Annotated in this window: 13 protein-coding genes; 9 read left to right on the top strand and 4 right to left on the bottom strand. The window is 68.9% G+C overall.

Translation table 11 applies throughout. The features are described 5' to 3' along the window. Window positions 1–12: 12 nt before the first annotated feature. Window positions 13–2,178 carry a sensor domain-containing diguanylate cyclase gene (locus KEG38_RS11750; protein ID WP_272419446.1) on the bottom strand — a complete coding sequence of 722 codons (2,166 nt, stop codon included), beginning with the start codon at window positions 2,176–2,178 and terminating at the stop codon, window positions 13–15. A 127-nt stretch (window positions 2,179–2,305) separates the two neighbouring features. Between KEG38_RS11750 and KEG38_RS11755 the strand changes: the two genes are divergently transcribed. Beyond that, window positions 2,306–3,451: a sensor histidine kinase gene (locus tag KEG38_RS11755; protein ID WP_272419447.1), complete on the top strand. Its 1,146-nt coding sequence runs from the start codon at window positions 2,306–2,308 to the stop codon at window positions 3,449–3,451. Here the strand turns inward: KEG38_RS11755 and KEG38_RS11760 are convergent. From KEG38_RS11760 to KEG38_RS11770, 3 genes are read right to left on the bottom strand one after another with little or no spacing between them, the layout of a single operon-like run. Beyond that, complete coding sequence (locus KEG38_RS11760) at window positions 3,444–4,262, bottom strand: SirB1 family protein (RefSeq protein ID WP_272419449.1); 819 nt, start codon at window positions 4,260–4,262, stop codon at window positions 3,444–3,446. The genes KEG38_RS11755 and KEG38_RS11760 overlap by 8 nt on opposite strands. A 36-nt stretch (window positions 4,263–4,298) precedes the next feature. Beyond that, a complete protein-coding gene (locus tag KEG38_RS11765; RefSeq protein WP_272419450.1) occupies window positions 4,299–5,105 on the bottom strand; it encodes a polysaccharide deacetylase family protein in 807 nt (268 codons plus the stop codon). A 4-nt stretch (window positions 5,106–5,109) separates the two neighbouring features. Next, window positions 5,110–5,658 carry a hypothetical protein gene (locus tag KEG38_RS11770; protein ID WP_272419451.1) on the bottom strand — a complete coding sequence of 183 codons (549 nt, stop codon included), beginning with the start codon at window positions 5,656–5,658 and terminating at the stop codon, window positions 5,110–5,112. Between the two features lie 51 nt (window positions 5,659–5,709). Between KEG38_RS11770 and KEG38_RS11775 the strand changes: the two genes are divergently transcribed. The 8 genes from KEG38_RS11775 to KEG38_RS11810 all read left to right on the top strand — a co-directional run bounded on the left by KEG38_RS11775 (window position 5,710) and on the right by KEG38_RS11810 (window position 22,465). After that, complete coding sequence (locus KEG38_RS11775) at window positions 5,710–7,179, top strand: MBOAT family O-acyltransferase (protein ID WP_272419452.1); 1,470 nt, start codon at window positions 5,710–5,712, stop codon at window positions 7,177–7,179. Between the two features lie 2 nt (window positions 7,180–7,181). Beyond that, complete coding sequence (locus tag KEG38_RS11780; RefSeq protein WP_272419453.1) at window positions 7,182–7,484, top strand: hypothetical protein; 303 nt, start codon at window positions 7,182–7,184, stop codon at window positions 7,482–7,484. A gap of 34 nt (window positions 7,485–7,518) precedes the next feature. Then, on the top strand, window positions 7,519–7,899 hold the full coding sequence (locus KEG38_RS11785; RefSeq protein ID WP_272419454.1) for a hypothetical protein: 381 nt from the start codon (window positions 7,519–7,521) through the stop codon (window positions 7,897–7,899). Continuing rightward, window positions 7,896–8,531, top strand: a complete 636-nt coding sequence (locus KEG38_RS11790) for a hypothetical protein (protein ID WP_272419455.1) — start codon at window positions 7,896–7,898, stop codon at window positions 8,529–8,531. Before KEG38_RS11785 ends, KEG38_RS11790 begins: the two co-directional genes overlap by 4 nt. A gap of 114 nt (window positions 8,532–8,645) precedes the next feature. Continuing rightward, window positions 8,646–9,743: a tryptophan 2,3-dioxygenase family protein gene (locus tag KEG38_RS11795; protein WP_272419456.1), complete on the top strand. Its 1,098-nt coding sequence runs from the start codon at window positions 8,646–8,648 to the stop codon at window positions 9,741–9,743. Window position 9,744: 1 nt separating this feature from the next. Continuing rightward, entirely contained in the window at window positions 9,745–11,766 is a 2,022-nt protein-coding gene (locus KEG38_RS11800; RefSeq protein WP_272419457.1) for a DCC1-like thiol-disulfide oxidoreductase family protein, read from the top strand. Window positions 11,767–11,770: 4 nt separating this feature from the next. Continuing rightward, the gene (locus KEG38_RS11805) at window positions 11,771–13,789 is read left to right on the top strand and encodes an HTTM domain-containing protein (protein ID WP_272419458.1); all 2,019 of its coding nucleotides are present in this window, start codon (window positions 11,771–11,773) and stop codon (window positions 13,787–13,789) included. 495 nt (window positions 13,790–14,284) lie between these two features. Then, window positions 14,285–22,465, top strand: a complete 8,181-nt coding sequence (locus tag KEG38_RS11810; protein ID WP_272419460.1) for a type I polyketide synthase — start codon at window positions 14,285–14,287, stop codon at window positions 22,463–22,465. The last annotated feature ends 14 nt before the right edge of the window (window positions 22,466–22,479 follow it).

Genomic DNA, 22,479 nt, shown 5'->3' on the forward strand with positions numbered 1-22,479 from the left:
CGCTCGCAAGCGTCAGGCAGCGTGTTGCGCTTTCGAGCCGGCCGCGCGGGTAGGCAAGGCCGCGTGGGCGGTCACGCGGTTTCTGCCCCCGCGCTTCGAGGCGTAGAGGGCCTCGTCCGCGGCCTTGAACAGGTCGTCCCAGGTCTCGCCGGCCTCGGGGAAGCTCGCCACGCCGATCGAGCAGGTCACGCGGATCGTCACGGGCTGACCGTCCGGGCCGGGCTTCGGCGCGTGGAAGATCGTCTTGCCGAGCTCCTCGCGCACCCGCTCGGCCAGGAGCATCGCGCCGCGCGCATCCGTCTCCTCGCAGATCACCACGAACTCTTCGCCGCCGAACCGCGCGATGGCGTCGGTCGCGCGCCGCTCGCGACGGAGCACCTCGCCGAGGCCCTTGATGATCACGTCGCCCGCGTCGTGCCCGTAGGTGTCGTTGACCTTCTTGAAGTGGTCGATGTCCGTCACGAGCACGCTGAGCTTGCGGCCGAAGCGCTTGGCCGCCTTGATCTTCTGGTCGGCGATCTCCAGCATCGCGCGCTTGTTGTAGAGGCCCGTCATGCCGTCGAGCGTGGCCATCTCCTCGAGCCTGCGCATCATGCGGGCGTTCGCGAGCGAGACGGCGACGTGGCTCGTGAGCACTTCGAGCGTGCTGCGCGCGGCGTCGCCGAACGCGGCCCGGCGGCGCGAGCCGAGCACGAGCGTGCCGAGGGGTTTGTCGTGCACGAGCATCGGCAGAACGATCATCGAGGGCATGCTCGGCGGCGCGAGCTTCTTCGTGAAGACGATCTGCCGCTTCTCGTCGTACTCGCCGCGGTAGGGCAGCGGGTGCTTGTTTTCGAGCGCCATCGAGACGAGGCCGGCGTTCTTCTTGTACTGCTGGCCGACGAGGTTCGCCTCGTCGCCGCCGCTGACGGCGCGGATCTCGTGCGCCTTCTGCGACTCGTCGTAGAGCGTGACCGCGGCGAAGTCGACGCTCGTGATCTCGCGCGCCGTGCGCAGGCCCGCCTCCACGACCTCGGCCTCGGTCGTCGCGGCGTTGAGGCTCTCGACCGCGCGGTAGAGCCGACCCTGCTCCACCTTCGCGCGCTCGAGCTGCACGAACACGCGCTCGTTCTGGATGGCCCGCACCGCGTAGCGGCAGGCTTCCATGGCGAGCTCTTGTTCTTTGAGGCCAAAGGGTTCGTCGGCGATGCGGTCGAGGACGAGCACGCCGCGGATGGCGCCGTGCTCGAAGACCGGCAGCGCGAGCGCGGCGCGCACGGGGCAGGGGCCCGTGTAGTAGGGGAGCTTGTGGCGCGGTTCGAGGCCGCGGAGCGCGACGGCCTCGCGCTGCGTGATCGCCGCGCCGAAGATGCCGTCGCCCGCGAGGAAAGGGCCCTCGGCGACGTTCGGATCGTCCGTCGAGAGCTCGCTGATGCGCAGGTGCGTCCCGGCGTCGTTTTGCCAGAGCAGGACGGCCGTGTGCAGGTTCATCGCCTGCCGCAGGAGCCGCAGCGCGAAGAGCACGGACTGGTGGATCTCCTCCACGCCCGAGCGCACGAGCCGCTCCTCGTCGTTCGCCCGCGACGCGTTGCGACCGCCGGCCGGCGCGCCGAGCAGTCGGTAGCTCCGCGCGTCGTCACGAAGTTTTTCCACCTCGGCCTGGATGCGCTCCTTCAGCGCGCTGCGGGCCCGCGCGATCTCGGCGCGAAGGAGCAGCGCGTTGAACGAGGCGAACACGACCATGAACGCGCCCGAGTAAGCGAGCCGCTCGAAGCTCGACGCGACCATGGCCCAGTGCCGCACGGACGCGTCGAGGCCGAGCGCGAAGGCGAGGAGGAGCACGGTGGCGATCGGTCGCGCGAACGCGCTCACGAGGCCCACGCACACGTAGACGAGCGGGTAGAGGCGCCCGTCGAGCGCGCCGTCGCTGCGCGTCACGATCGCGTAGACGAGCACGGTGAAGAGCGCGCCGACCTCGAGGTCGAGGCGGAGCGTGCCCTCGATCGCCCGGGAGCGTCGCGACGCACGCGCCGCGAGCAGGCCGAGCAGGAGCGCCGAGGCAGGCGCTTCGATCCAGAGCGAGAGCGGGCTCGCCGTGGACGCGACCACGACCGCGCCGAGGGCGATCGCAGCGGTGAGCGGCAAGGCCGCGCGGCCAAGGCGCCGAAGCTTGAGCACGAGGACCACGAGCGGAGCCATGCGGGTGCGGGGGTTCGGGGGCGCAGCTCGGCTCGTCCGAGCGAAGCCCCCGAGCGTCGACAACGCCCCGTATCAGAGCTGATCGGACCGGGCCTAGTTTTGGGAGAAGACGGCTACCCTAACGCCTGTGCGCCCCGGCATACGGCTTCAGCTCCTCGTCGCGCTCGGCACGCTCCTCGTCCTCGCTTTCCTGCCTTTGTTCTTCGCCGTCGTCAGCTTGCACCGGGCCAGCATGGCGGGGGTCATTCCCACGGCGCCGCTCATCCGGCTCCTCGCCCTCTACATGGGCATCTTCGCCCTCGCGCTGCTCATCTTCATGTACCTCGCGATGACGCGGCTCGTGGTCGATCCGATCGAGCGCCTCTCGCGCGCCGCGGGCCGTGTGGCAGAGGGCGCGCGGCGACTCGAGTTACCACGCACGGGCGCGCGTGAGCTCGCCGAGCTTGCCGAGAGCGTGTCGCGCATGACCGAGCGCCTGCGCGCCGACGAAGAGAGCCTGCGCGTGAAGATCGAAGAGGCCACGCGGTACGCGAAGGAGCTCGAGCGCGCGCAGGAGCGACTCGTGCGTTCGGAGCGGCTCGCCTCCGTGGGACGTCTCGCGGCCGGGCTCGCGCACGAGATCGGAAACCCCATCGCGGCGCTGCTCGGCTTCGAAGAGCTTCTCCTCGCCGGCGGCCTCGACGAGACCGATGAGCGCGACTTCCTGCAACGCATGAAGCGCGAGACCGAGCGCATCCACCGCATCCTGCGCGACTTGCTCGACTTCGCGCGCCCCGCCACGAGCGTGCGTGACGGACGACCCCCCGAGGCCTTTGGCTCCTTCACGCAAGCGCTCGACGCCGCGCTCGCCCTCGTCAAACCGCAGAAGGCCCTGCGCGACGTGGACATCACGATCGACGTCGAGAAAGACCTGCCGCTCGTCGCGCTCTCCGAACCGCGCCTCGTGCAGGTCCTTCTGAACCTGCTCTTCAACGCGGCCGACGCCGTCCCCAAGCCCGGAGGCCGCATCGAGCTCCTCGCGCGCCGCGCGCCCGAGGGCTTGCGTGTCGAGGTCCGCGACAACGGCCCCGGCGTCGCGCCTGCGATCCGCGATCACCTCTTCGAACCCTTCACCACGACGAAGGACGTCGGCAAAGGCACGGGCCTCGGGCTCGCGGTCTGTCGCGGCCTGCTCGAATCCGTGGGCGGATCGATCGGCGTCGAGCACGGCGAGGAGGGCGCGGGCGCGCGCTTCTCCTTCACGGTCCCGCTCGCGGCGAAGGACCTCAGTTGAACGAGCGGTGCGCGCTTGGCCGGGCGAGGATCGCGCGGCTGCCGCCGAGACGCTCGAGCTCGCGGGTGAGCTCCGGCGACGGCGCGATCGCCACGAGATGCTCGAGCACGTTGCGCAGCCGCTCGTCGTCCCCCCGCGACGCGTGGATGCTGCGGAGGTTCGAGAGCATGCGGGCCAGGATCTGACGCTTGCTACACGGTTCGAGCAGGCGCGGATCGACCCGCGGGCCCGCGCCCGTCACGCGCGCGTGCAGCGCTTCGAGCTCCGTGTTGCCGAGGATCCGACCGTGGAACGGATCGATCACCAGGTTGACGTTCGGGGCTCCGAGCCGCCTGACGGCGCGGTTCTCCAACGCCAATCGCGACGCTTCCTTCTCCCGCTCCCCCGCGCCGACCAGGAAATGCCCCGGGAACGAGATCCCTTTCGCGTCGATCCCCGCGCGTGTCGCCACGTCGAGGAGGATCACCGCCAGCGTGATCGGGATGCCCTTCTTCCGATCGAGCACCTCGTTCAGGTAGCTGTTGCGCGGGTCGTAATACTCCTCGGCGTTCCCACGGAAGCCTTGCGAGCCGTAGAGCCATTCGAGCACCACGCGCACTCGCTCCTCCGTCGTCCCGTGCGGCGCGGCTTGCGCGATGCGACGGGCGGCGGCGCGGCCGAGCCCTTCGAGCGTCGCCACGTACCGCGCGACGTCGAGCGACGGGTACTCGCTTTCGGCGAAGACGAGCGCGGCTTGGACGAGGTCGATCTCCGACTCGGGACGCGAGACGAGGTGGGCGAAGAGGGTCAGGCTCGGACGAGAAGGCACCATGACGATCCGTCTTCGTTCGTAGCGCTCTTCGGGGCCCTAGGCCGCACCTTCCTCGCGGCTTCCTTCCACGAAATCCGTGACCGCCACGCCGACGAGGTTCCTCGCCCGCATGCCTTCGAGGATCGCGGGCAGCGCGCCGAGGCTCGCCGGCACGTGATCGTCACGCTCGGCCGCGTCGTGCAGAAGCACGATCGCCCCGTCTTCCAGGCCTCGCACGACGCGCGCCGCCACCTTCGTCGCGTCCGCCGAGGCGAGCCCGTCGATCGCACGAACCGACCAGCCGACCACCGTCAGGCCAAGCTCGGTAACGACCTTCGCGATGCGCGGGTTCGTGTGCCCGATCGGCGGCCGGAACAGGGTCGGCTTGCTCCCCGTGATCTTTTCCAGCACCACGAGCGAGCGCTCGATGTCCGCGCGCACGGCGGCCGTGGACAGCATGGCGAACGTTCGCGGATGCGCGTAGCCGTGCGAGCCGAGCGTGTGACCTCGCGCCACGATGTCGCGCACGAGCTCCGGATGCGCCTCGGCCTTCTTGCCGATCACGAAGAACGTCGCCTTGATCTTCGCCCGATCGAGCGCGTCGAGCACCTTCGGCGTGTGCGTGCGATTCGGCCCGTCGTCGAAGGTCAGGGCCACGCCGCGCGCGTCGTCGGGCCCGCGGCAGACCGCGTCGACGAACATGCGGAGGCGCAAGAAGAGCACGCCGGAGAAGACGATCGCCGTGTACGCGGCGAGCGCGGTGAGCGTGATCCACGTAGGCACGGGCCCGATGAGGAGCGAACGCGCGACGAGCGCGAGGGCTCCGAACGTCGCCATGTAGAACAGGATCCGCGCGGGCGGCACTGCTCTACTTCTTCGCCTTTTTCTCGTCCGCCGACGTGTCGAAATCCTCGTCGAGCTCGTCCTCGGCCGGCTGCGCGATGCGCTTTTGCGGCCCAGCCTTCGCCGGCGGAGCTTTTGTCTCTTCTTTTGCTTCTGCTTCGCCCTCGGGCCCGGGCGTGTTGTCGGCGTCGTAGAAGCCGCCGAGCACCGCGGCGATGGTCGCGAGCGAGGTGATGGGGAAGTAGCCGAACCGGATCGCCTCGCTCTTCGTCATCACGCCGATCTGGCTCAGCGGCTCGGTCGGGAGGTACATCGTCAGCCACTTGCGCGCGGCGAACATGAGCCCGGCTCCGAGCAGCGCGCCGACGACGGCCTTCATCCCGGCCTCGATCTTCGCGTCCTTCGCCCAGATGGGTTTGCCCGCGATGAGGCCGATCACGACGCCGGTGATCGCGGCGGCGATGTACGCCAGCCAGGCAGGTAGTAGGGCAAATCCGAGCTTCACGAGCCCGAACCCGATGAGCCCGCCCACGATGAGGCCTTTGAGGATCCCTACGATCAGGCGCCCGAGCATCACCGTAATCCTTGGCACGGCAGCCCGCGCCGTTCAACATGCGGCCCGCTCGTGAACTTCATCAGCATCGAGTACGCGGTTTTCTTCGCCGTTGCGTTCGTCGGTTGGTGGGGCCTTTCGACCCTCAAACCGTCGTTCGCCACGTCCGGCGGGCGCCTCCTCGCCTCATGGCCGCGCATCGTCTTCCTCCTTGCGATGAGTTACGGCTTCTACGCCGCCTGGGACTGGCGGTATCTGCCGCTCATCTTCGGCTCGTCGACGGTCGATTTTTTCCTCGCCCGCATCATCGCGAACGAGACGAGCCCCTCGCGCCGCAAGGCGCTCCTGACGATCACCGTCGTCCTGAACCTCGGCTTCCTGGGCTTCTTCAAGTACTGGAACTTCGGCGTCGAGAACGTCGAGCTCCTCCGCGCGTGGCTCACGGGCACCACGCCGAAGACGAGCGACGCGATGCGGGTCCTGCTCCCGCCCGTCGGCATCTCGTTCTTCACGTTCGAGTCGATGAGCTACGTCATCGACGTCTACCGCGGCGATCTCCCGGCCCACCGGAGCTACCTCCGCTACCTGCTCTTCGTCTCGTTTTTCCCGCACCTCGTTGCGGGCCCGATCGTTCGCCCGCGTGACCTTCTGCCGCAGCTCGAAGCCGTCCCTTCGCTGCCGAGCCGCGTGGGCGCCGAGGCCATGTTCCTCATCGCGACAGGCCTCCTGAAGAAGGTCGTCTTCGCCGATCAGCTCGCGATCCACCTCGTCGATCGGGTCTTCGAGCGACCGGAGAACTACTCCGCGGTCGAGGTGCTCGCGGGCGTCTACGGCTACGCCGTCCAGATCTACTGCGACTTCTCGGGCTACAGCGACATCGCGATCGGCTCGGCGCTCCTGCTCGGCGTGCGCTTCCCGCCGAACTTCGACGCGCCCTACACCTCGTCGAACCTCGCCGAGTTCTGGCGCCGCTGGCACATCTCGCTGTCGAGCTGGCTGCGCGACTACCTGTACATCCCGCTCGGCGGAAACCGAGGTTCGAACCTCGCGACGTACCGCAACCTCATGCTCACGATGCTCCTCGGCGGCCTCTGGCACGGCGCGTCGTGGACGTTCGTCTTCTGGGGCTTCCTCCACGGGCTCGGCCTCGCCGTCACACGCGCCTTCGAGCGCGCCGGGGGCAAGAGCGCGGGCAAGTCGAAGCGCTTCCTCCCGAAGCCGATCGGCGTGATCCTCACGTTCCACTACGTCTGCCTCGCGTGGATCTTCTTCCGCGCCCCGACCTTCGACATCGGCACGCGTGTCCTCAAGCAGATCTCGACCGGGACGACCTTCCACCCGAACTTGCCGCCGATCGTCGCCGCTTTGCTCGCCCTCGGGATCGCCGTGCACCACACGCCGCGTGTGATCTACGATCAGCTGCGCGCCGCGTTCACGGCCCTGCCGGCCCCCGCGCAAGGCGCCATGCTCTTCCTCGTCGCCGTCGTGCTGCACGAGGCGGCGAGCGTGAAGGCCGTGCCGTTCGTGTACTTCCAGTTCTAGCCATGCGCCCTTTCGCCCGGATACTTCCCTTCCTCGTCCTCGTCGGCTGCCTCGACAACGTCAACGGGCGTGGCGCGGCCAGGCCGGTCGTGCTGATGCACGCGGAGAAGGACCTCGACTGCCCCAGCGAGGACATCCGCGTGAGCGAGGAGTTCGGCGGGGTCTACAAGGCCGTCGGCTGCGGCCGGAAGGCGTACTATCAGACGCTCTGCGAGCACCTCTCCTGCGAGGTGAAAGGCGAGGGCGACGGGCCCGTCGGCTGGAAGGATCGGCCCGATCAGAACACGCCCGTCCTTCCGAGGTAGACATCGAACCTTCGCATTGCGACAGGACCGAACGATGAGCGAGACGAACGAGGGCGCGGATCCGCAGGGCGAGGCCGAAGAGCCGAGCGAGGCCGCGCGCCCCAAGAAGAAGCGCAAGAAGAAGGCGAAGGCGCCGCGCGAAGGCGTGCCCTCGTTCGCGCAGCGGTTCCCGCGCGACGAGAGCCTCGACGCGTTGCTCGCCGCCTTCGACCGCGGCGACTACGCCCGCGTCCGCGAGGACGGCGCGCGCCTCGTGAAGAGCACGGACGACCCGGCCGTGCGCCGCGCCGCCGAGGAGCTCCTGCGTCGCATCGAGCCCGATCCGCTCGCGAAGTACATGCTCTTGGCCGCGTGCTTGCTCCTCGTCTTTTTCACGGTCTGGTACTTCTCTCACCGGCTCTCGCCCACCCCATGACGTCGAGGCCGAGCGCCCTCGCCCTCGTCCTTTCGGGCCTCGCGCTCGCCGCGTGCGGGTCTTCTGCGCCCGAGCCGCGGCCTTCGTTCACCACGCCCGGCGAGGGCATGGTCGACGCGTCGTCCGGCATGCCGATCGAGCGGTATTTTCCGCTCGTGCACGGAAACCTCTGGCACTACGAGACGACGAGCGACGATGGCGAGCGAGGCCTCTTGCTCGTCCGCGCCCGCCGCACGAGTGCGATCGAGGGCGAGCTCGTCACGCCCACGGGCGCGCGCCGCGTCGCGTTCACGAGCGAGGGCGTCGCGCTGCTCGGCCGTTCGGTCTACGTGCTGCGCGCGCCGATCGCCGTCGGCATGAGCTGGACCGGCGAGCATGGCGGCTGGACGCGGATCGAAGCGGTCGGACAGAGCGTGACCGTGCCGGCGGGGCGCTTCGACGGATGTGTCGTCACGGTCGAAGAGCGCGGCGGCGATGTACCCATCCGGTACACGACCACGTTTTGTCCCGATGTCGGCATCACCGTTCTCGACGTCGAGGCGCGTATGGGCCACGAGCGCGCTGAACTCCGGAGTTACGGGCCACCCGTGAACATCGGACCCGAGGGCACGAGCTTCACCACGACGCCCTGATCCCGAGGCCGACGTTACGTTAGCGGCGGCCGTGGGCGCTCTTCGAGCGCGCGCCTCGTGACTTCCGTTTTCGCGCGTGGGCAGTAGACTCGCCTCGCGTCAAGGAGCCGAGGCATGCGCAACTACTGGGACTACATCAAGGTCGAAGAGCTCCTTTCGCTGCAGGGCGGCTTCGACAACGACGAGAGCAAGCTTTCGAACGACGAGGTCGTCTTCATCGTCGTCCACCAGGTCTACGAGCTCTGGTTCAAGCTCATCCTGCGCGAGCTCGAGACGGCGCGCGATCTCTTCCGGCAGAACCCCGTGCCCGACATGAAGCTCGCGAACGCGGCGACCTCGCTCCGCCGCGTCGTGGCGCTCTTCGAGCAGGCCGTGCCGCATTTCCGCGTGATGGAGACGCTCACCACGCGCGACTACCTCGACTTCCGCGACCGGTTGATCCCGGCGAGCGGCTTCCAGTCGGCGCAGATGCGCGAGATCGAGATCCTGCTCGGGCTCGACGACACCCTGCGCATCCCGCTCGGTCGCGAGGGCAGCTACATGGCGGCGCTCCGCTCCTCGGACGGTTCTCCTTCGGCGGCGCTCGCCCGCGTCGAGCAACGCAGGCAGAGCGGGCCGAGCTTGAAGAGCGTGCTCTACGAGTGGCTCGCGCGCACGCCGATCGACGGCCCTGCGACGCAGGAGTCGGCCGATCGGTTCGCGAAGGCGTTCATCGCGGGGCACGAGAAGGAGATCGAGAACCGCGTTCGCCTCGCCAAGCAGAACGCGCTCACGGCGGACGACATCACGCGGCTCGAGGAGCGTTACCGCGCCGAGATCCGGTTCGCCGAGCGGTTCCTCCGGGCCGAGGACGAAGAGGGGCTCGACGACGAGGCGCGCGCCTTCCGCCGGCGCGTGCGGGCGGCGATCGTGTTCCTGGAGAGCTACCGCGAGCTGCCGCGGCTCGCGTGGCCGCGCGAGGTCATCGACCTCGTGATCGCGGTCGAGCAGCAGATGATCATCTGGCGCCAGCGCCACGCGCGCATGGTCGAGCGTGTGATCGGGCGGCGTACGGGAACGGGGGGGTCTGCGGGCGTCGATTATCTCGATCAGACGGCGCTTCGGTATCGCATTTTCAACGACCTCTGGGCCGTGCGGACGATCTTGCTCCGCAAGCCGAGCGTCCCGTTGCTCTCGCACGAGGACGAGTACCGATTCCGTGTCGAGGATTGACGTGGGCAAACGAATTCTGTCGAGCTTCCTTACAATCGACGCCCGCTCCCTGGGGCTCTTTCGCATCGCGATGGCCCTCGTCCTTCTGGGCGACCTCTTTCGTCGCTGGCCGTGGGTGCGCGCGTTTTATTCGAACGAAGGCGTCCTTCCGAATCACAACCACATCTTCAACCTGCGCGACAAAGGCCAGGTCTGGAGCATCCTCCACGCCTTTTCGAGTGTCGGGGAGAACCACCTCGCGTTCGTCCTGATCCTCCTCGTCTATCTCGGCTTTCTCCTCGGCTGGAAGACGCGCATCTTCCACGCGCTCTCGCTGATCTGTCTGGTCAGCCTCGGCTCGCGGAACATCCTGCTCGAAAACCAGGGCAACTACGCGGCCGTCGCGCTCCTCTTCTTCACGCTCTTCTTGCCGCTCGGCAGCCGCTTCTCCGTCGACGCCCTCGCCCGCTCGTTCGCGGATCGCGACGAAAAGACCGACGCGGATTTGAACGATCGCCCGCGGCCCACGGAGGCCGAGCTTTCGGTCACGCGCGGGCCCGGCTGGTCGCCGCTCTCGTTCGCGGCGCTCGCCGTCACGCTGCAGATCGTGATCATCCTCGTCGCGTCGGCGGCCTGGCATTTCGCTGGGTCGTGGCGGGACGGCAGCGGCCTTTATTATGCGCTCCACGTCGAGCGCTGGGTGAGCGATTTCGGGGTGCGGCTCCAGCACGCGCCGGCCGGCGTCTTGAAGGGCCTCTCGTATTTGCTCCTCGCGGCGGAATGCGCCGTCCCGCTCCTCGTGCTCGTCCCCGTGGCGCGAAGGCCGCTCCGCGGCATCGCCGTCGGGCTCCTCGTCGTGTATTCGCTCGCGCTCGGCCTCCTGTTCTCGCTCGGCCTTTATGCCTGGACGCTGCTCGCCGCCGCGGCGCTGCTCCTACCGGAGGAGAGCTGGGACGCCTTCGAGCGCCGTTTTTCCCCGGAGCGCGCGCGCAGCGTCGTCTACGACGAGGATTGCGGCGTTTGCTTGTGGCTTGCGCGCCTCGCCAAGCGCCTCGACGCCCAGCACCACCTCACGTTCCAGGGCAATGGCGACCTCTCGGGGCTCCTCCGCGGCAAGGCCGACGGCACGGTCGAAAAGGTCGACCTGCCGGCGGACATCACCGAGGAGCTCGTGCAGAACACGATCGTCGTCGTGGACGCAAAAGGCACCGTCCTCACGCGGAGCCGCGGCATCGCGGAGATCGTGCGGGCCTTGCCGTTCGGGCGTCCTCTCGCCTTCGTCATGCGCCTGCCGGGCATCTCGAACCTGCTCGACGTCTTCTATGACGCCTTCGCCAAGCGGCGCGCCGACGTCAGCGTCCTCCTCGGCATGGACGCGTGCGGCGTCCCCGCGCCGAAAGACGAGGCCGAACCCGATGCCGCCGAGGCCCTCGACGTCCCGTCCGCCGTACGCACCCAGCGTTTCTTGACGGGTGGCCTTCGCGAGGCGTTCGTCTTCGTGCTTTTCGTCGCGGCGCTCGCGCAGGCGACCAAGGAAAACCCGCTTCGGTTCTCGATTCCCCAGGGAAAACTCCTCTCGGCGGCCGTCGCGTGGCCGCGCATGATGGAGCGCTGGGACGTGCTCGCCGTGAACGGGGATGAGGACGGAGTCTTCGTGATCGACGGTCAGAACCGCAAGGGCGCGAGCATCGACCCGCTCACGGGCGCCCCGCCCGCGATCACCCCCGAGGCCTTCAACGCGCGCAAGCTCGGCCAGCTCTGGAACGATTACCTGAACCGCGTCCGCCTGCGCGAGTACGAGCCGTTCCAGAAGGCCCTGCGTGATTACCTCAGCAAGGGCGGCCCCGCGCTCGAGGGCCGCACGCCGGACGAGCAGCTCTCGGGCTACGACGCGTACTGGGTGAAGTATTCGATCGCGAAGCCTGGCGAGAGCCCGGCGCGCGTCGAGAAGGATCGCGAAAAACTCTTCACGCATTCGCGCGGCGGGCGCATGGCGGCCGACCGGCTCCCGATCATCAAGCCCGACGTCCGCCGGCAGGAGTAGGGTCGTGGCCGAGATAGCCGCCGAGGGCGAGGTCACGGCCGGACGGCCCGAGGACGCGCCGCGAGAGGACAAACCCGCCAAACCGCGGTTTTCAGGCCTCCGCGCCGCGTTCGCCTGGCTGCGTGACCATTACATGACGATGGACCCGCGCACGCTCGGGTTTTTCCGGCTCGTCATCGGGTTCCTCGTCACCGCCGATTGCATCAGGCACTGGAAGGATGCGCGCTGGTTCTACTCGAACGAGGGCGTCCTCACGAACCATTACCACCTCTTCCGTCCGAGCAGCGGCTTCAACTTCAGCCTCTTCCACGCGTTCTCCTCGCTCGAAGAAGTCCACGTCGCTTTCGCGATCGCGACGTTCTGCCATTTCTGCTTCTTCATCGGCTGGCATACCCGCATCTTTTCGGTCCTCTCGTTCCTCTTCGTGACGAGCCTCGACAACCGGCTCGTCATGGTCGAGAACGGCGGGTACGTCGTGGAAAACCTGCTCATCGGCTGGGCGATGTTCATGCCCACCGGCCAGCGATTCTCCGTCGACGCGCTTTTGCGCTCGTTCCGCGAGCGCAAGGAGCGTTCGTCCGCGGAGCTCAACGCGCGCGCGCCCTTCGCCTGGGCCACGAAGCCCTACGTCTCGTTGATCGGGCTCCTCACGACCCTGAACATCGCGGTCATTTATTATTTCAACGTCGTCAACAAATCGGGAAATATCTGGCGCAAGGGCGACACGGTCCATTACGTGCTCCACCTCGATCGCATGATCACGGGGTTCGCCGTGCCGTTTCGCGAGTACATGCCGATCTGGATGATGCGGCCTGTCGCCTGGAGCGTGCTCGTCGTCGAGGCGATCCTCGTGCCGCTCATCCTCGCGCCCGCCGGCCGCCGCGTCACGCGGCCGCTCGCGATGCTCCTGATGACCGGCCTGCACGGGAGCTTCGGCGTGATGATGCGCCTCGGCCCGTTCTCCTGGTTCATGATTGCCTGGAGCTTCCTGTTCCCCCAGCCCGTGCACTGGGAGATCCTCGACCGTTGGTACACGAAGAAAGCCCGCGCGTGGGTCGTCGTGTACGACCGGCGCTCGCCGCTCGCGTTTTTCCTCTGTCGCCTCTTCGCGCGCCTCGACCACTGCGAGCGCCTCACGTTCGAGGAGAGCCCCGAGGACGAAGCCACGCCGAAGCTCCTCCGCGTCCGCGATCCCGCGACGAACGAGGTCCACGACGATCACGCGGCCCTCGCAGCCCTCGCGCGCTCGCTCCCCGCGGGCCGCTTTCTCTGGCCCGTCTTCCGCGTCCTCACGCTGGGCCTTTCGGGGCCGCTCTTCGGCTACGTCGCGCGCCGTCGCGACGCCGTCGCGCGCGCCTTCGGCCTCGGCACGAAGCCCCGCGGCCGCTCGGCGAGCGCTGTGCCGTCCCCGCTCGCCGAGCGCGCCTCACGCGTGCGCGCGGGCCTGCGGGAGGCGCTCGTGGCCTGGTTCTTCCTCTGCGCGGTGAGCCAGACGATCAACGAGAACAAGTCCGTCCCTGCGCCCCTCAAGCACACGCAGCCGTGGCTCATGCAGGCGACCCTCGGCTACCCGCGCCTGTACCAGGGCTGGGGTATGTTCGCGCCGAACCCGATCAGCGACGACGGTTCGATCACGATCGACGCGATCACGATCAGCGGCCGCCACGTCGATCCTTTCACTGGCAAGGAGCCCGACCTCAATCTCTCGGACGCGCGTGGTCTCGGCCTGAACCAGATCTGGCAGGATTACTTCAACCGCATCCGGCTCGATCGGAACAAGGTGTTCCGTCATGGTCTCAAGGAGTACCTCCTGCACTGGCACGAAGAGACCGGTCGCCCCGAAGACGAGCTCGTCGCGTTCGACGTGTACTGGCTGCGAGACCAGTGTCCGCTGCCTGGACAAACGCAGCCATACAAGCATGAAAAGATTGCGATCTTGACATATCGCAAGCCTGGATACAGGCCGCCGCCAGGCAATCCGCCGCTTCCGCCCGAACCCAAGGTCGAGAGCGCAGGCAACTGAGCGGAGCGGGCGCAACATCCCGGCGTCGCGTGATTCTGTGTGCGACACGCGTGGGCCGTCCGGAGCGCTCTCGTTTTCGTGTTGCCGGTGTGTCCGTGCGGGCTGGCTTGCATCGCAGCCGTCGAGCACCGAACGTGCGATGGGCAAACGGTTCGGCTTCGTTTAGGATTCTCTGGACTGTATGCGCGACGTCCTCCCTGCTTCGGTCGAGCTTCGGCGGGGATCCGAGGGCCACGGGCGCCGATGCCCTCGCCGCGGGGAGGCTCGCCGCCATGGTGCTCGCGAGGCGCGCTCGTCTGGGTGGGCGAGAAACACGCGATGCGGGCTACCTCGTGCGTCGCTTCGCCACCTCGGGGTATATGCTGCTCCCGGGAGCGCGCCGCGAGGCGTGCTTCGACCGTTGGAGCAAGGTTTCAAACTTTCCGTGGCACGTGAGCACGACGGGCCGCGACGAGGTCGAGGGGCTTTCAGGAGACGAGGTCGGGTTACGCGTCGATGACTCCACCCAACGCAGAGAACCTTTCGGCCTGGCTGGTCTCCCGCCTCGCCGAGCTTCGGGGGATCGATCCGCGGACCATCGACCCACGCGAGCGGTTCCATCGCTACGGGCTCGACTCCCTCGGCGCGACGAAGCTCCTCGCGGATCTGGGCAAGCACCTCGGTCGTAGCCTCTCACCGACCCTCGTCTGGGAGTACGCGACCCCCGCGTCGCTGGCGAAGTTCCTGGCGTCGAACGCGGGTTCGTCCACGTCGTCTGGGTCGTCGTTGCGCCCCCCGCCCGTGCCTTCGCCGGCCCATCGCGCGTCTGCGGGAAACGAGCCCATCGCGATCGTGGGCATGGCGTGCCGCTTCCCCAAGGCGCCGGACCTCGACGCGTTCTGGCGGCTCCTGCGCGACGGCATCGACGCGATCACCGAGGTGCCGAGGGATCGCTGGGACGCATCGGCGCTCTACGATCCGGACAACGCCGCCGTGGGCAAGGTGAACACGCGCTGGGGCGGGTTTCTCGACCACGTCGAGGCCTTCGACCCGCAGTTCTTCGGCATCTCGCCGCGCGAGGCGGTGCAGATGGATCCGCAGCAACGGCTCACGCTCGAGCTCGCGGTGGAGGCGCTCGAAGACGCCGGGATTCCGCCGTCCGCGCTGAAGGGCAGCCGCACGGGCGTCTTCGTCGGCGCGCTTTTCCTCGACCACGCGCTCCTCCAGGATCGCGCGGGGCGCGAGTCGATCTCCGCGCACACGAGCACGGGCGGCGCGTCGTGCATCATCGCGAACCGGCTCTCGTACGCCTTCGGCCTCGAGGGCCCGAGCATGACCGTGGACACGGCGTGCTCGTCGTCGCTCGTCGCCATGCACCTCGCCAGCCAGAGCTTGCGCAGCGGCGAGTCGAACGTCGCGATCGCGGGCGGCGTGAGCTTGATGCTCGTGCCCGAGACGACGATGGGCTTCACGAAGCTCAATGCGATGAGCCCCGACGGTCGCTGCCGCGCCTTCGACGCGCGCGGCAACGGCTACGTGCGCAGCGAAGGCGCGGGGCTCGTGATCCTGAAGCGCCTTTCGGACGCGCTGCGCGACGGCGACCGCATCTACGCGGTCATGCGCGGCAGCGCCGTGAACAACGACGGCGCGAGCAACGGCCTCACCGCGCCGAACCCGCTCGCCCAGCAGTCGATGCTGCGGGACGCTTGCCGCTCGGCAGGCGTCTCGCCCGCGGACATCCAGTACGTCGAGGCGCACGGCACGGGCACGCCGCTCGGCGATCCGATCGAGGCGGGCGCGCTCGGGGCCGTGATCGGGCTGGAGCACTCGCCCGATCAGCCGCTTTGCATCGGTTCCGTCAAGACGAACATCGGGCACCTCGAAGCGGCCGCGGGGATGGCGGGGCTCTTGAAGGTCGCGCTCGCGATGCAGCACGACGCGTTGCCGCCGACCCTGCATTACGAATCGCCGAACCCGAACATCAACTTCGAAGCGCTCAACCTGCGCGTCGTCACCAAGGTCGAGCCCTGGCCCGCGCCTGAGGGCGCGCTGCGCCGCGCGGGCGTGAGCTCGTTCGGCTATGGCGGCACGAACGCGCACGTGATCCTGGAGAGCATGGCCCGCTCGACGGCGAGCGTCGCCCTGCTCGAAGCGGGCGCGCCGGAGGCGATGGGCGCCTCGATCGGGCTCGCGCTCGAATCGATCCGAGGCGAGGAGGTGATCGCCGGGCGGGTCTTGCGCGGCCCTTCGGCCGGCGTGGGCCAGAGGCTCGCGGTCGTGGCGAGCACGAAGAGTGGCCTCGAAGCGCGGCTCGCCGAGGCGCGCAGCGGCGCCGAGGGGCGAGGCATCTTCCGCGGCGTGGCCCGCGGATCCCGCCGCGTCGTGTGGGTGTTTTCGGGGCAAGGATCGCAGTGGGTGGGGATGGGCCGATCGCTCGTGCTCTCGGAGCCGAGCTTCCGCGCGGCGCTCACGCGTTGTGATCGTGTGCTCGCGCCGCTGCTTGGCTGGTCGGTGCTCGACGAGATCATGGCCGGCTCACCGCGCGTCGCCGCCGATCGCATCGACGTCATGTGGCCCGTGCTCTTCGCGTTCCAGGTCGCGCTCGCGGAGCTCTTGCACGACCTCGGCCTCGAGCCGGGCGCGGTGATCGGCCACAGCATTGGCGAGGTCGCGGCGGCGCACGTCGCGGGTGTTCTCTCGCTCGAGGACGCGGCGCGCGTCATCGCGCATCAGGCCACGCTCGTGCAGCGCTCGGCGGGCCAGGGGATGATGCTCCTCGCGGGTGTCGGCTGGGACGAGGCGCAATCGATCGCGGCGTCCTCGGGCGGCCGCATCCACCGGGCCATCGCGGCGAGCCCGACCTCCACGGTCTTCTCCGGGGACGGCGGCGCGCTCGCGGGCATCGCGGCGTCGTTCGCCTCCCGCGGCGTCTTCGCGCGCCCGGTCAACACCGGCGCCGCCGTGCATGGGCCGCAGATGGCTTATCTCGTGGACGAGCTCCCGTCGCTGCTCGGGGATCTCCACCCCATGAGCGCGCGGGTCCCCGTCGTCTCGGCGCTGACGGGCGAGCGCATTCGCGGCGAGGACCTCGACGTCGCCTACTGGTCGCGCCAGCTCTCCGAGCCGGTCCGGTTCGCGAATGGGATCCAGCGCCTGCTCGACGACGGGCTCGCGGTGTTCCTGGAGATCGCGCCGCACCCCATCGTCAAGCATTCCATCGAGGAGTGCATTCGCCACGTGGACAAGCAGGCGACGGCGGCGGCCGTGGCGGCGCTCTGGCGAAACGAGGACGAGGGCCGCTCGATCCGCGAGGCCGTGGGTCAGCTCTTCGTGCACGGCGCGAGCGTGATCGATCGCCGCACCGAGTCCGACGCGACCGAGACGGGCCACGTGCACCTCTTGCCCGTCTCGGGCCAGACCGAGACGGCGATGCGGGACGCGGCGCGGCGCCTCGTCCGGTTCATCGACACGTCGAGCGAAACCGCGCTGCGGGACGTCTGCTTCACGATGAGCGTCCGCCGCGCGCACCACCGCACGTGTGGGGTCGTCGCGGCGCGGAGCCGGGCGGAGGTGCTCGATGGGCTGCGCGCGATCGCCGACGGGCGTGATCATCCCCTCTCGCGGGTCGGCGCGGTGCCGATCGGCGGCCGGCGCGGCCTCGTCTTCGTGTTCCCCGGGCAGGGCTCGCAGTGGGTCGGCATGGGCCGCGCGCTCTTCGTGCAGAAGCCGGTCTTCCGCGAGTCCATCGAGGATTGCGACGCGGTCATCCGGCGCGAGGCGGGTTTCTCCGTCATCGAGGAGCTCCTCGCGGACGAGACGCGCTCGCAGCTCGGCCGCATCGACGTCGTGCAGCCCATGCTCTTCGCGATCGAGGTCGCGCTCGCCGCGCTCTGGCGCGCGTGGGGCGTCGAGCCCGACGCCGTGATTGGCCACAGCATGGGTGAGATCGCGGCGGCGCACGTCGCGGGCGTGCTCTCGCTCGACGATGCGGCGAAGGTCATCTGCCGCCGCAGCAAGCTCCTTCGGCGTGTGGCGGGGCTCGGCGGGATGGCGCTCGTCGAGCTGGCGATGTCCGAGGCCGAGCGCGCGCTCGTGGGGTACGAGGACAGGCTCAGCGTCGCGGTGAGCAATGGCCCGCGCTCGACCGTGATCGCGGGCGAGCCGGCCGCGCTCGACGAGGTCGTCGCGATGCTCGAAGGGCGCGGGGTCTTTTGCCGCCGGGTGAAGGTCGACGTCGCCTCGCACAGCCCGCAGATGGACGTGCTCAAGCAGGACCTCTCGACCGTGCTCGCCGATCTCCGGCCGCGGGCGACCAAGGTCGCGATGCGCTCGACTGTCACGGGCGAGCTCGTCTCGGGCGCGGAGCTCGACGCCTCGTACTGGGTGAAGAACCTCCGCGCGCCCGTCCTGTTTGGCAGGGCCGTCGCGAAGGCCGTCGAGGAGGGACAAACCCTCTTCGTGGAGATCAGCCCCCACCCGATCTTGCTCCATTCGATCGAAGAGACGTTGCGTGCCCTCTCGAAGGAGGGGGCGGCCATTGCGTCGCTCCGGCGCAACGAGGACGAGCGCCATTGCCTCGTCGACGCGCTCGGCGCGCTCCACGTGAAGGGCCACGAGCTCGCGTGGGGCAGGCTCTTTCCGCGCGGCGGCCGTTGCATCTCGCTCCCCACGTATCCGTGGCAGCGGGATCGGTATTGGCTGCCGGACGAGGTGAAGTCGCGGATGCCGCAGTCGCGACCGTGGCTCTCGCAGGCTTCTCACCACGAGCCCGACGTGCACCCGCTGCTCGGCCCGCCGGTCCACCTCTCCGTCGAGCCCACGCTCCATTTCTGGGAGCAATCGCTGAACATGACGGCGCTCCCCTACCTCGCGCACCACCGCGTGCAGAACGATCCCATCTTCCCTGGCGCGGGGTACGTGGAGATGGCCCTTTCCGCCGTCGCCGAGGTGCACGGCAAGGTCTCCGTCGCGCTCGAGGAGGTCACCTTCGACCGGATGCTCCCGGTCGGCAAGGACCCGGAGCGCCGTGTCCAGTTCGTCCTCGTGGACGAGGAGGCGGGGCGCGCGTCCTTTCAGGTTTCGAGCCGCGAGGCGGGCGCGAAATCGTGGACGCGGCACGCGGCGGGCAAGGTGCGGACGGGCGTGGGCGCGCCGGGGGCGCGGATCTCGCGCGAGCGTCCTCGCGTGCTCCAGGCGCGTTGCCCGACGGTGGTCGACGCGGAAGCATTTTATCGCCGCATGGAGGAGGGCGGGCTCTTTTATGGCAGGAGCTTCCGCGGCCTCGAGCAGATGTGGCTCGGCAACGAGGAAGGGCTCGCCCGCGTCTTCTTGCCGGCCGACGTCGCGGTGAACGCGGACCAGTATCAAGTGCACCCGGCGCTGCTCGACGCCTGTTTCCAGACCCTCGTGCAGGTCCACGTCGCGTCGGAGACCGAGCCGCTCGGCACGTACGTGCTCTCCGGCATCGATCGAATTCGGCTCCATCGCTCGCTCGGGCAAGAGGTATGGGTCCACGCGCAGCTCCACGCGAGCGACGACAAGACGAACCCCGCGGGCGACGTCTACGTCATCGACGCGGACGGCCGGGTGCAGGCGGAGGTGCAGGGGCTGCGCATCAAGCGGCTGGAGAGCGGGAAGTCGGCGTCGGCGAACGCGCTCGACGACGCCATTTACGCGATCGAGTGGCGCAAGAAGGACCTCGACGGCGAGTCCATGCGGCTCAAACACGCGGGGAACCCGGGCGCGTGGCTGCTCTTCGTGGACGAGGGCGGCACGGCCGCGTCGATGGCGTTCCTCTTGCTCGCGCGCGGCGAGGCGTGCGTGCGCGTGCGCGCCGGGTCGCGGTTCTCCCGCCTCGAAGCGGGGCTCTTCGAGATTGACCCGACGAACCCGGAGCATTACCAGCGCGTCCTGCGCGAGGCGTTTGGCCGCGAGGTCCATTGCCGTGGGATCGTGCATCTTTATGCGCTCGACGCGACTCCGTGGGAGCGGATCACGAACGACACGATCGAGCGTGACATCGCGCACGGCTGCCTGAGCGCGCTTTACCTCGTCCAGGCCGTGATCCGCCAGGGCTGGCGCGACATGCCGCGGCTCTGGCTCGTCACGCGCGGCGCGCAGGCCGTGCTCGCGACCGGGACGCCGCTCTCGATCGCGCAATCGACCCTCTGGGGGCTCGGCCGCACGATCGCGCTCGAGCACCCGGAGCTCGAATGCACGCGCATCGACGTCGATCCGAGCCGCAGTGTCGACGAGGCTTCGGCCCTGCTCCGCGAGATCTCGGTGCGCGACCGCGAGGATCAGGTCGCGTATCGCAAGGAGGGCCGGTTCGTCGCCCGGCTCGTACATAGCTCGTTCGACGCGGCCGAGGCGGCCGGGGGCAATGCGCCCCCCGAGCCCGCCAATGGCAGGGCGTTCCAGCTCGAGAGCCAGGAGCTCGGCGTCCTCGATCGGCTCGTTTTGCGGGAGATCCCGCGGCGTCCTCCCGGTCCGGGCGAGGTGGAGATCCAGGTCGAGGCGGCGGGCCTCAACTTCATCGACGTCATGAAGGCCATGGGCGTTTACCCCGGCATGACGCCTGGGCCTTTGCAGCTCGGCCTCGAATGCGCCGGCCGCGTGGTCGCCGTGGGGGCGGGTGTCGAGCAGGTCCGGGTCGGGCAGGAAGTCGTCGCGTTCGCCGCGGGCTCGTTCGGCTCGCACGTCACCACGCACGTCGAGTTTGTCGCGCCGAAGCCCTCGAAGCTGAGCTTCGCCGAGGCGGCCTCGGTGCCCGTCGTCTTCATGACCGTCTATTACGCGCTGAACAAGCTCGCGCGCCTCGGCCATGACGAGCGGGTCCTGGTCCACACCGCGACCGGCGGCACGGGGCTCGCGGCCATTCAGCTCGCGCGCTTTCTCGGGGCCCAGATCTTCGCGACGGCGGGCAGCGAGGACAAACGCGCGTACCTGCGCTCGCTCGGCGTCGAGCACGTCATGGATTCCCGGACGCTCGATTTTGCCGGGCAGGTCCTCGAGCAGACCGGCGGCCAGGGCGTCGACGTCGTCCTCAATACCCTCACGGGCGATGGGCGCACGCGCAGCCTGGAGATCCTCGCGCCTTATGGTCGATTCGTCGAGCTCAGCAAGCGCGACATCTACGACAACGGCCAGCTCGCGATGACGCCCTTCCGCAAGAGCCTTTCGTATGCGGCCGTGGACCTCGCCGGGATGTCGGTCGAGCGTCCGGCGCTGCTCGGCGCCCTGCTCCAGGAGGTCATGCAGCTCTTCGACATGGGCGTCTTCCAGCCGCTCCCGGTGAAGGAATTCCCGGTGGAAGAGGTCCGCGACGCCTACCGCCTCATGGCCCAGGCCAAGCACGTCGGGAAGATCGTCGTCAAGATGAACGACCCGACGGTCCGCATCCTGCCCGTGGAGGAGCCGAAGCCGACCATCCTCGCGAATGCGACGTATCTGGTCACCGGTGGCCTTGGGGGCCTCGGTTTGTCCCTCTCCCGGTGGATGGTCGATCGGGGGGCGCGCCACCTCGCGCTCGTCTCGCGCGGCGCCCCCTCCGCGGCTGCGCGGGAGGCCATTTCGGCCATGGAGAAGGCCGGGGCCGAGGTGGCCGTGCTCGCGGCGGACGTGACGCGCGAGGACCAGGTCGACGCCATGCTCGCGGAGATCAAGAAACGAATGCCGCCCCTGCGCGGCATCGTTCACGCCGCCGGCTTGCTCGACGACAGGACCCTCCTCGAAATGGACGAGGAGCGGTTCACGCGGGTGATGGCGCCGAAGGTCCGCGGGGCCTTCAACCTGCACACGCGTACCCTCGATCAGAAGCTCGATTTCTTCGTGCTGTATTCGTCTTCCGCGTCGCTGCTCGGCGCCCCTGGGCAGGGCAATTACGCGGCGGCCAATGCGTTCCTCGACGCGCTCTCCCACGCGCGCAGGCGCACGGGCCGCCCGGCGACGAGCATTCACTGGGGGCCGTTCGCCGACATCGGCCTCGCGGCGGCCCAGGACAACCGCGGCAACCGTCTCTCGCACCGCGGGATCGAGAGCCTCTCGCCTGCGCACGGGCTCCTCGCGTTCGGCAAGCTGCTCGAACGCCCGCGCGCCGAGATCGGCGTCTTGCGCCTCTCCGTGCGCCAGTGGGTCGAGTATTACCCGCAGGTCGGCGACATCCCCTTCTGGTCCGAGCTCCAGCGCGATCAAAAGGCCACGGACCGGCCGCCCTCGAGCCGGATCTCGTTCCGGAGCCTGCTCGAGCGCAGGCCGCCGCAGGAGCGGCTCCCCATGCTGGAGAAGCACATTCTCGAGCACGTGGGCCAGGTGCTCCGGCTCGATATCGGGCGGATCGACCGGCTCGCCTCGTTCACGAGCCTCGGCATGGATTCGCTCTTGAGCCTGGAGCTCCGCAATCGGCTCGAATTGAGCCTCGGCGTGCGGCTCTCGGCGACGCTCCTCTTCACCTATCCGAACCCCGCGTCGCTCGCCGATCACCTGCTCGACCGGATGAGCCTTGCGCAGGGCAAGCGCTCGACGGACACGTCGCCCCCGTCGATGGCGGCGCCGCGGGCGGAGCGCTCGTCGGCCCTTCCCGCGAGGCCGAGTGAACCCATAAGGGTGCAGTCGCCCAGGCACATAACGCAGTCGGAAGCCGAGATCCTGCTCGAACTCGAGGAGGAGCTGGCCCGCTCGGAGGACTACCTGTCGTGAGCACGAGACGCCCC

This window comes from Polyangium jinanense (assembly GCF_028435265.1).
Classification (GTDB): domain Bacteria; phylum Myxococcota_A; class Polyangia; order Polyangiales; family Polyangiaceae; genus Polyangium; species Polyangium jinanense.

Coding starts and splice junctions, on each gene's coding strand:
- KEG38_RS11750 (WP_272419446.1), bottom strand. CDS start 2,178: ATGGCTCCGCTCGTGGTCCTCGTGCTCAAGCTTCGGCGCCTTGGCCGC.
- KEG38_RS11760 (WP_272419449.1), bottom strand. CDS start 4,262: ATGGTGCCTTCTCGTCCGAGCCTGACCCTCTTCGCCCACCTCGTCTCG.
- KEG38_RS11770 (WP_272419451.1), bottom strand. CDS start 5,658: ATGCTCGGGCGCCTGATCGTAGGGATCCTCAAAGGCCTCATCGTGGGC.
- KEG38_RS11780 (WP_272419453.1), top strand. CDS start 7,182: ATGCGCCCTTTCGCCCGGATACTTCCCTTCCTCGTCCTCGTCGGCTGC.
- KEG38_RS11785 (WP_272419454.1), top strand. CDS start 7,519: ATGAGCGAGACGAACGAGGGCGCGGATCCGCAGGGCGAGGCCGAAGAG.
- KEG38_RS11790 (WP_272419455.1), top strand. CDS start 7,896: ATGACGTCGAGGCCGAGCGCCCTCGCCCTCGTCCTTTCGGGCCTCGCG.
- KEG38_RS11795 (WP_272419456.1), top strand. CDS start 8,646: ATGCGCAACTACTGGGACTACATCAAGGTCGAAGAGCTCCTTTCGCTG.
- KEG38_RS11810 (WP_272419460.1), top strand. CDS start 14,285: ATGACTCCACCCAACGCAGAGAACCTTTCGGCCTGGCTGGTCTCCCGC.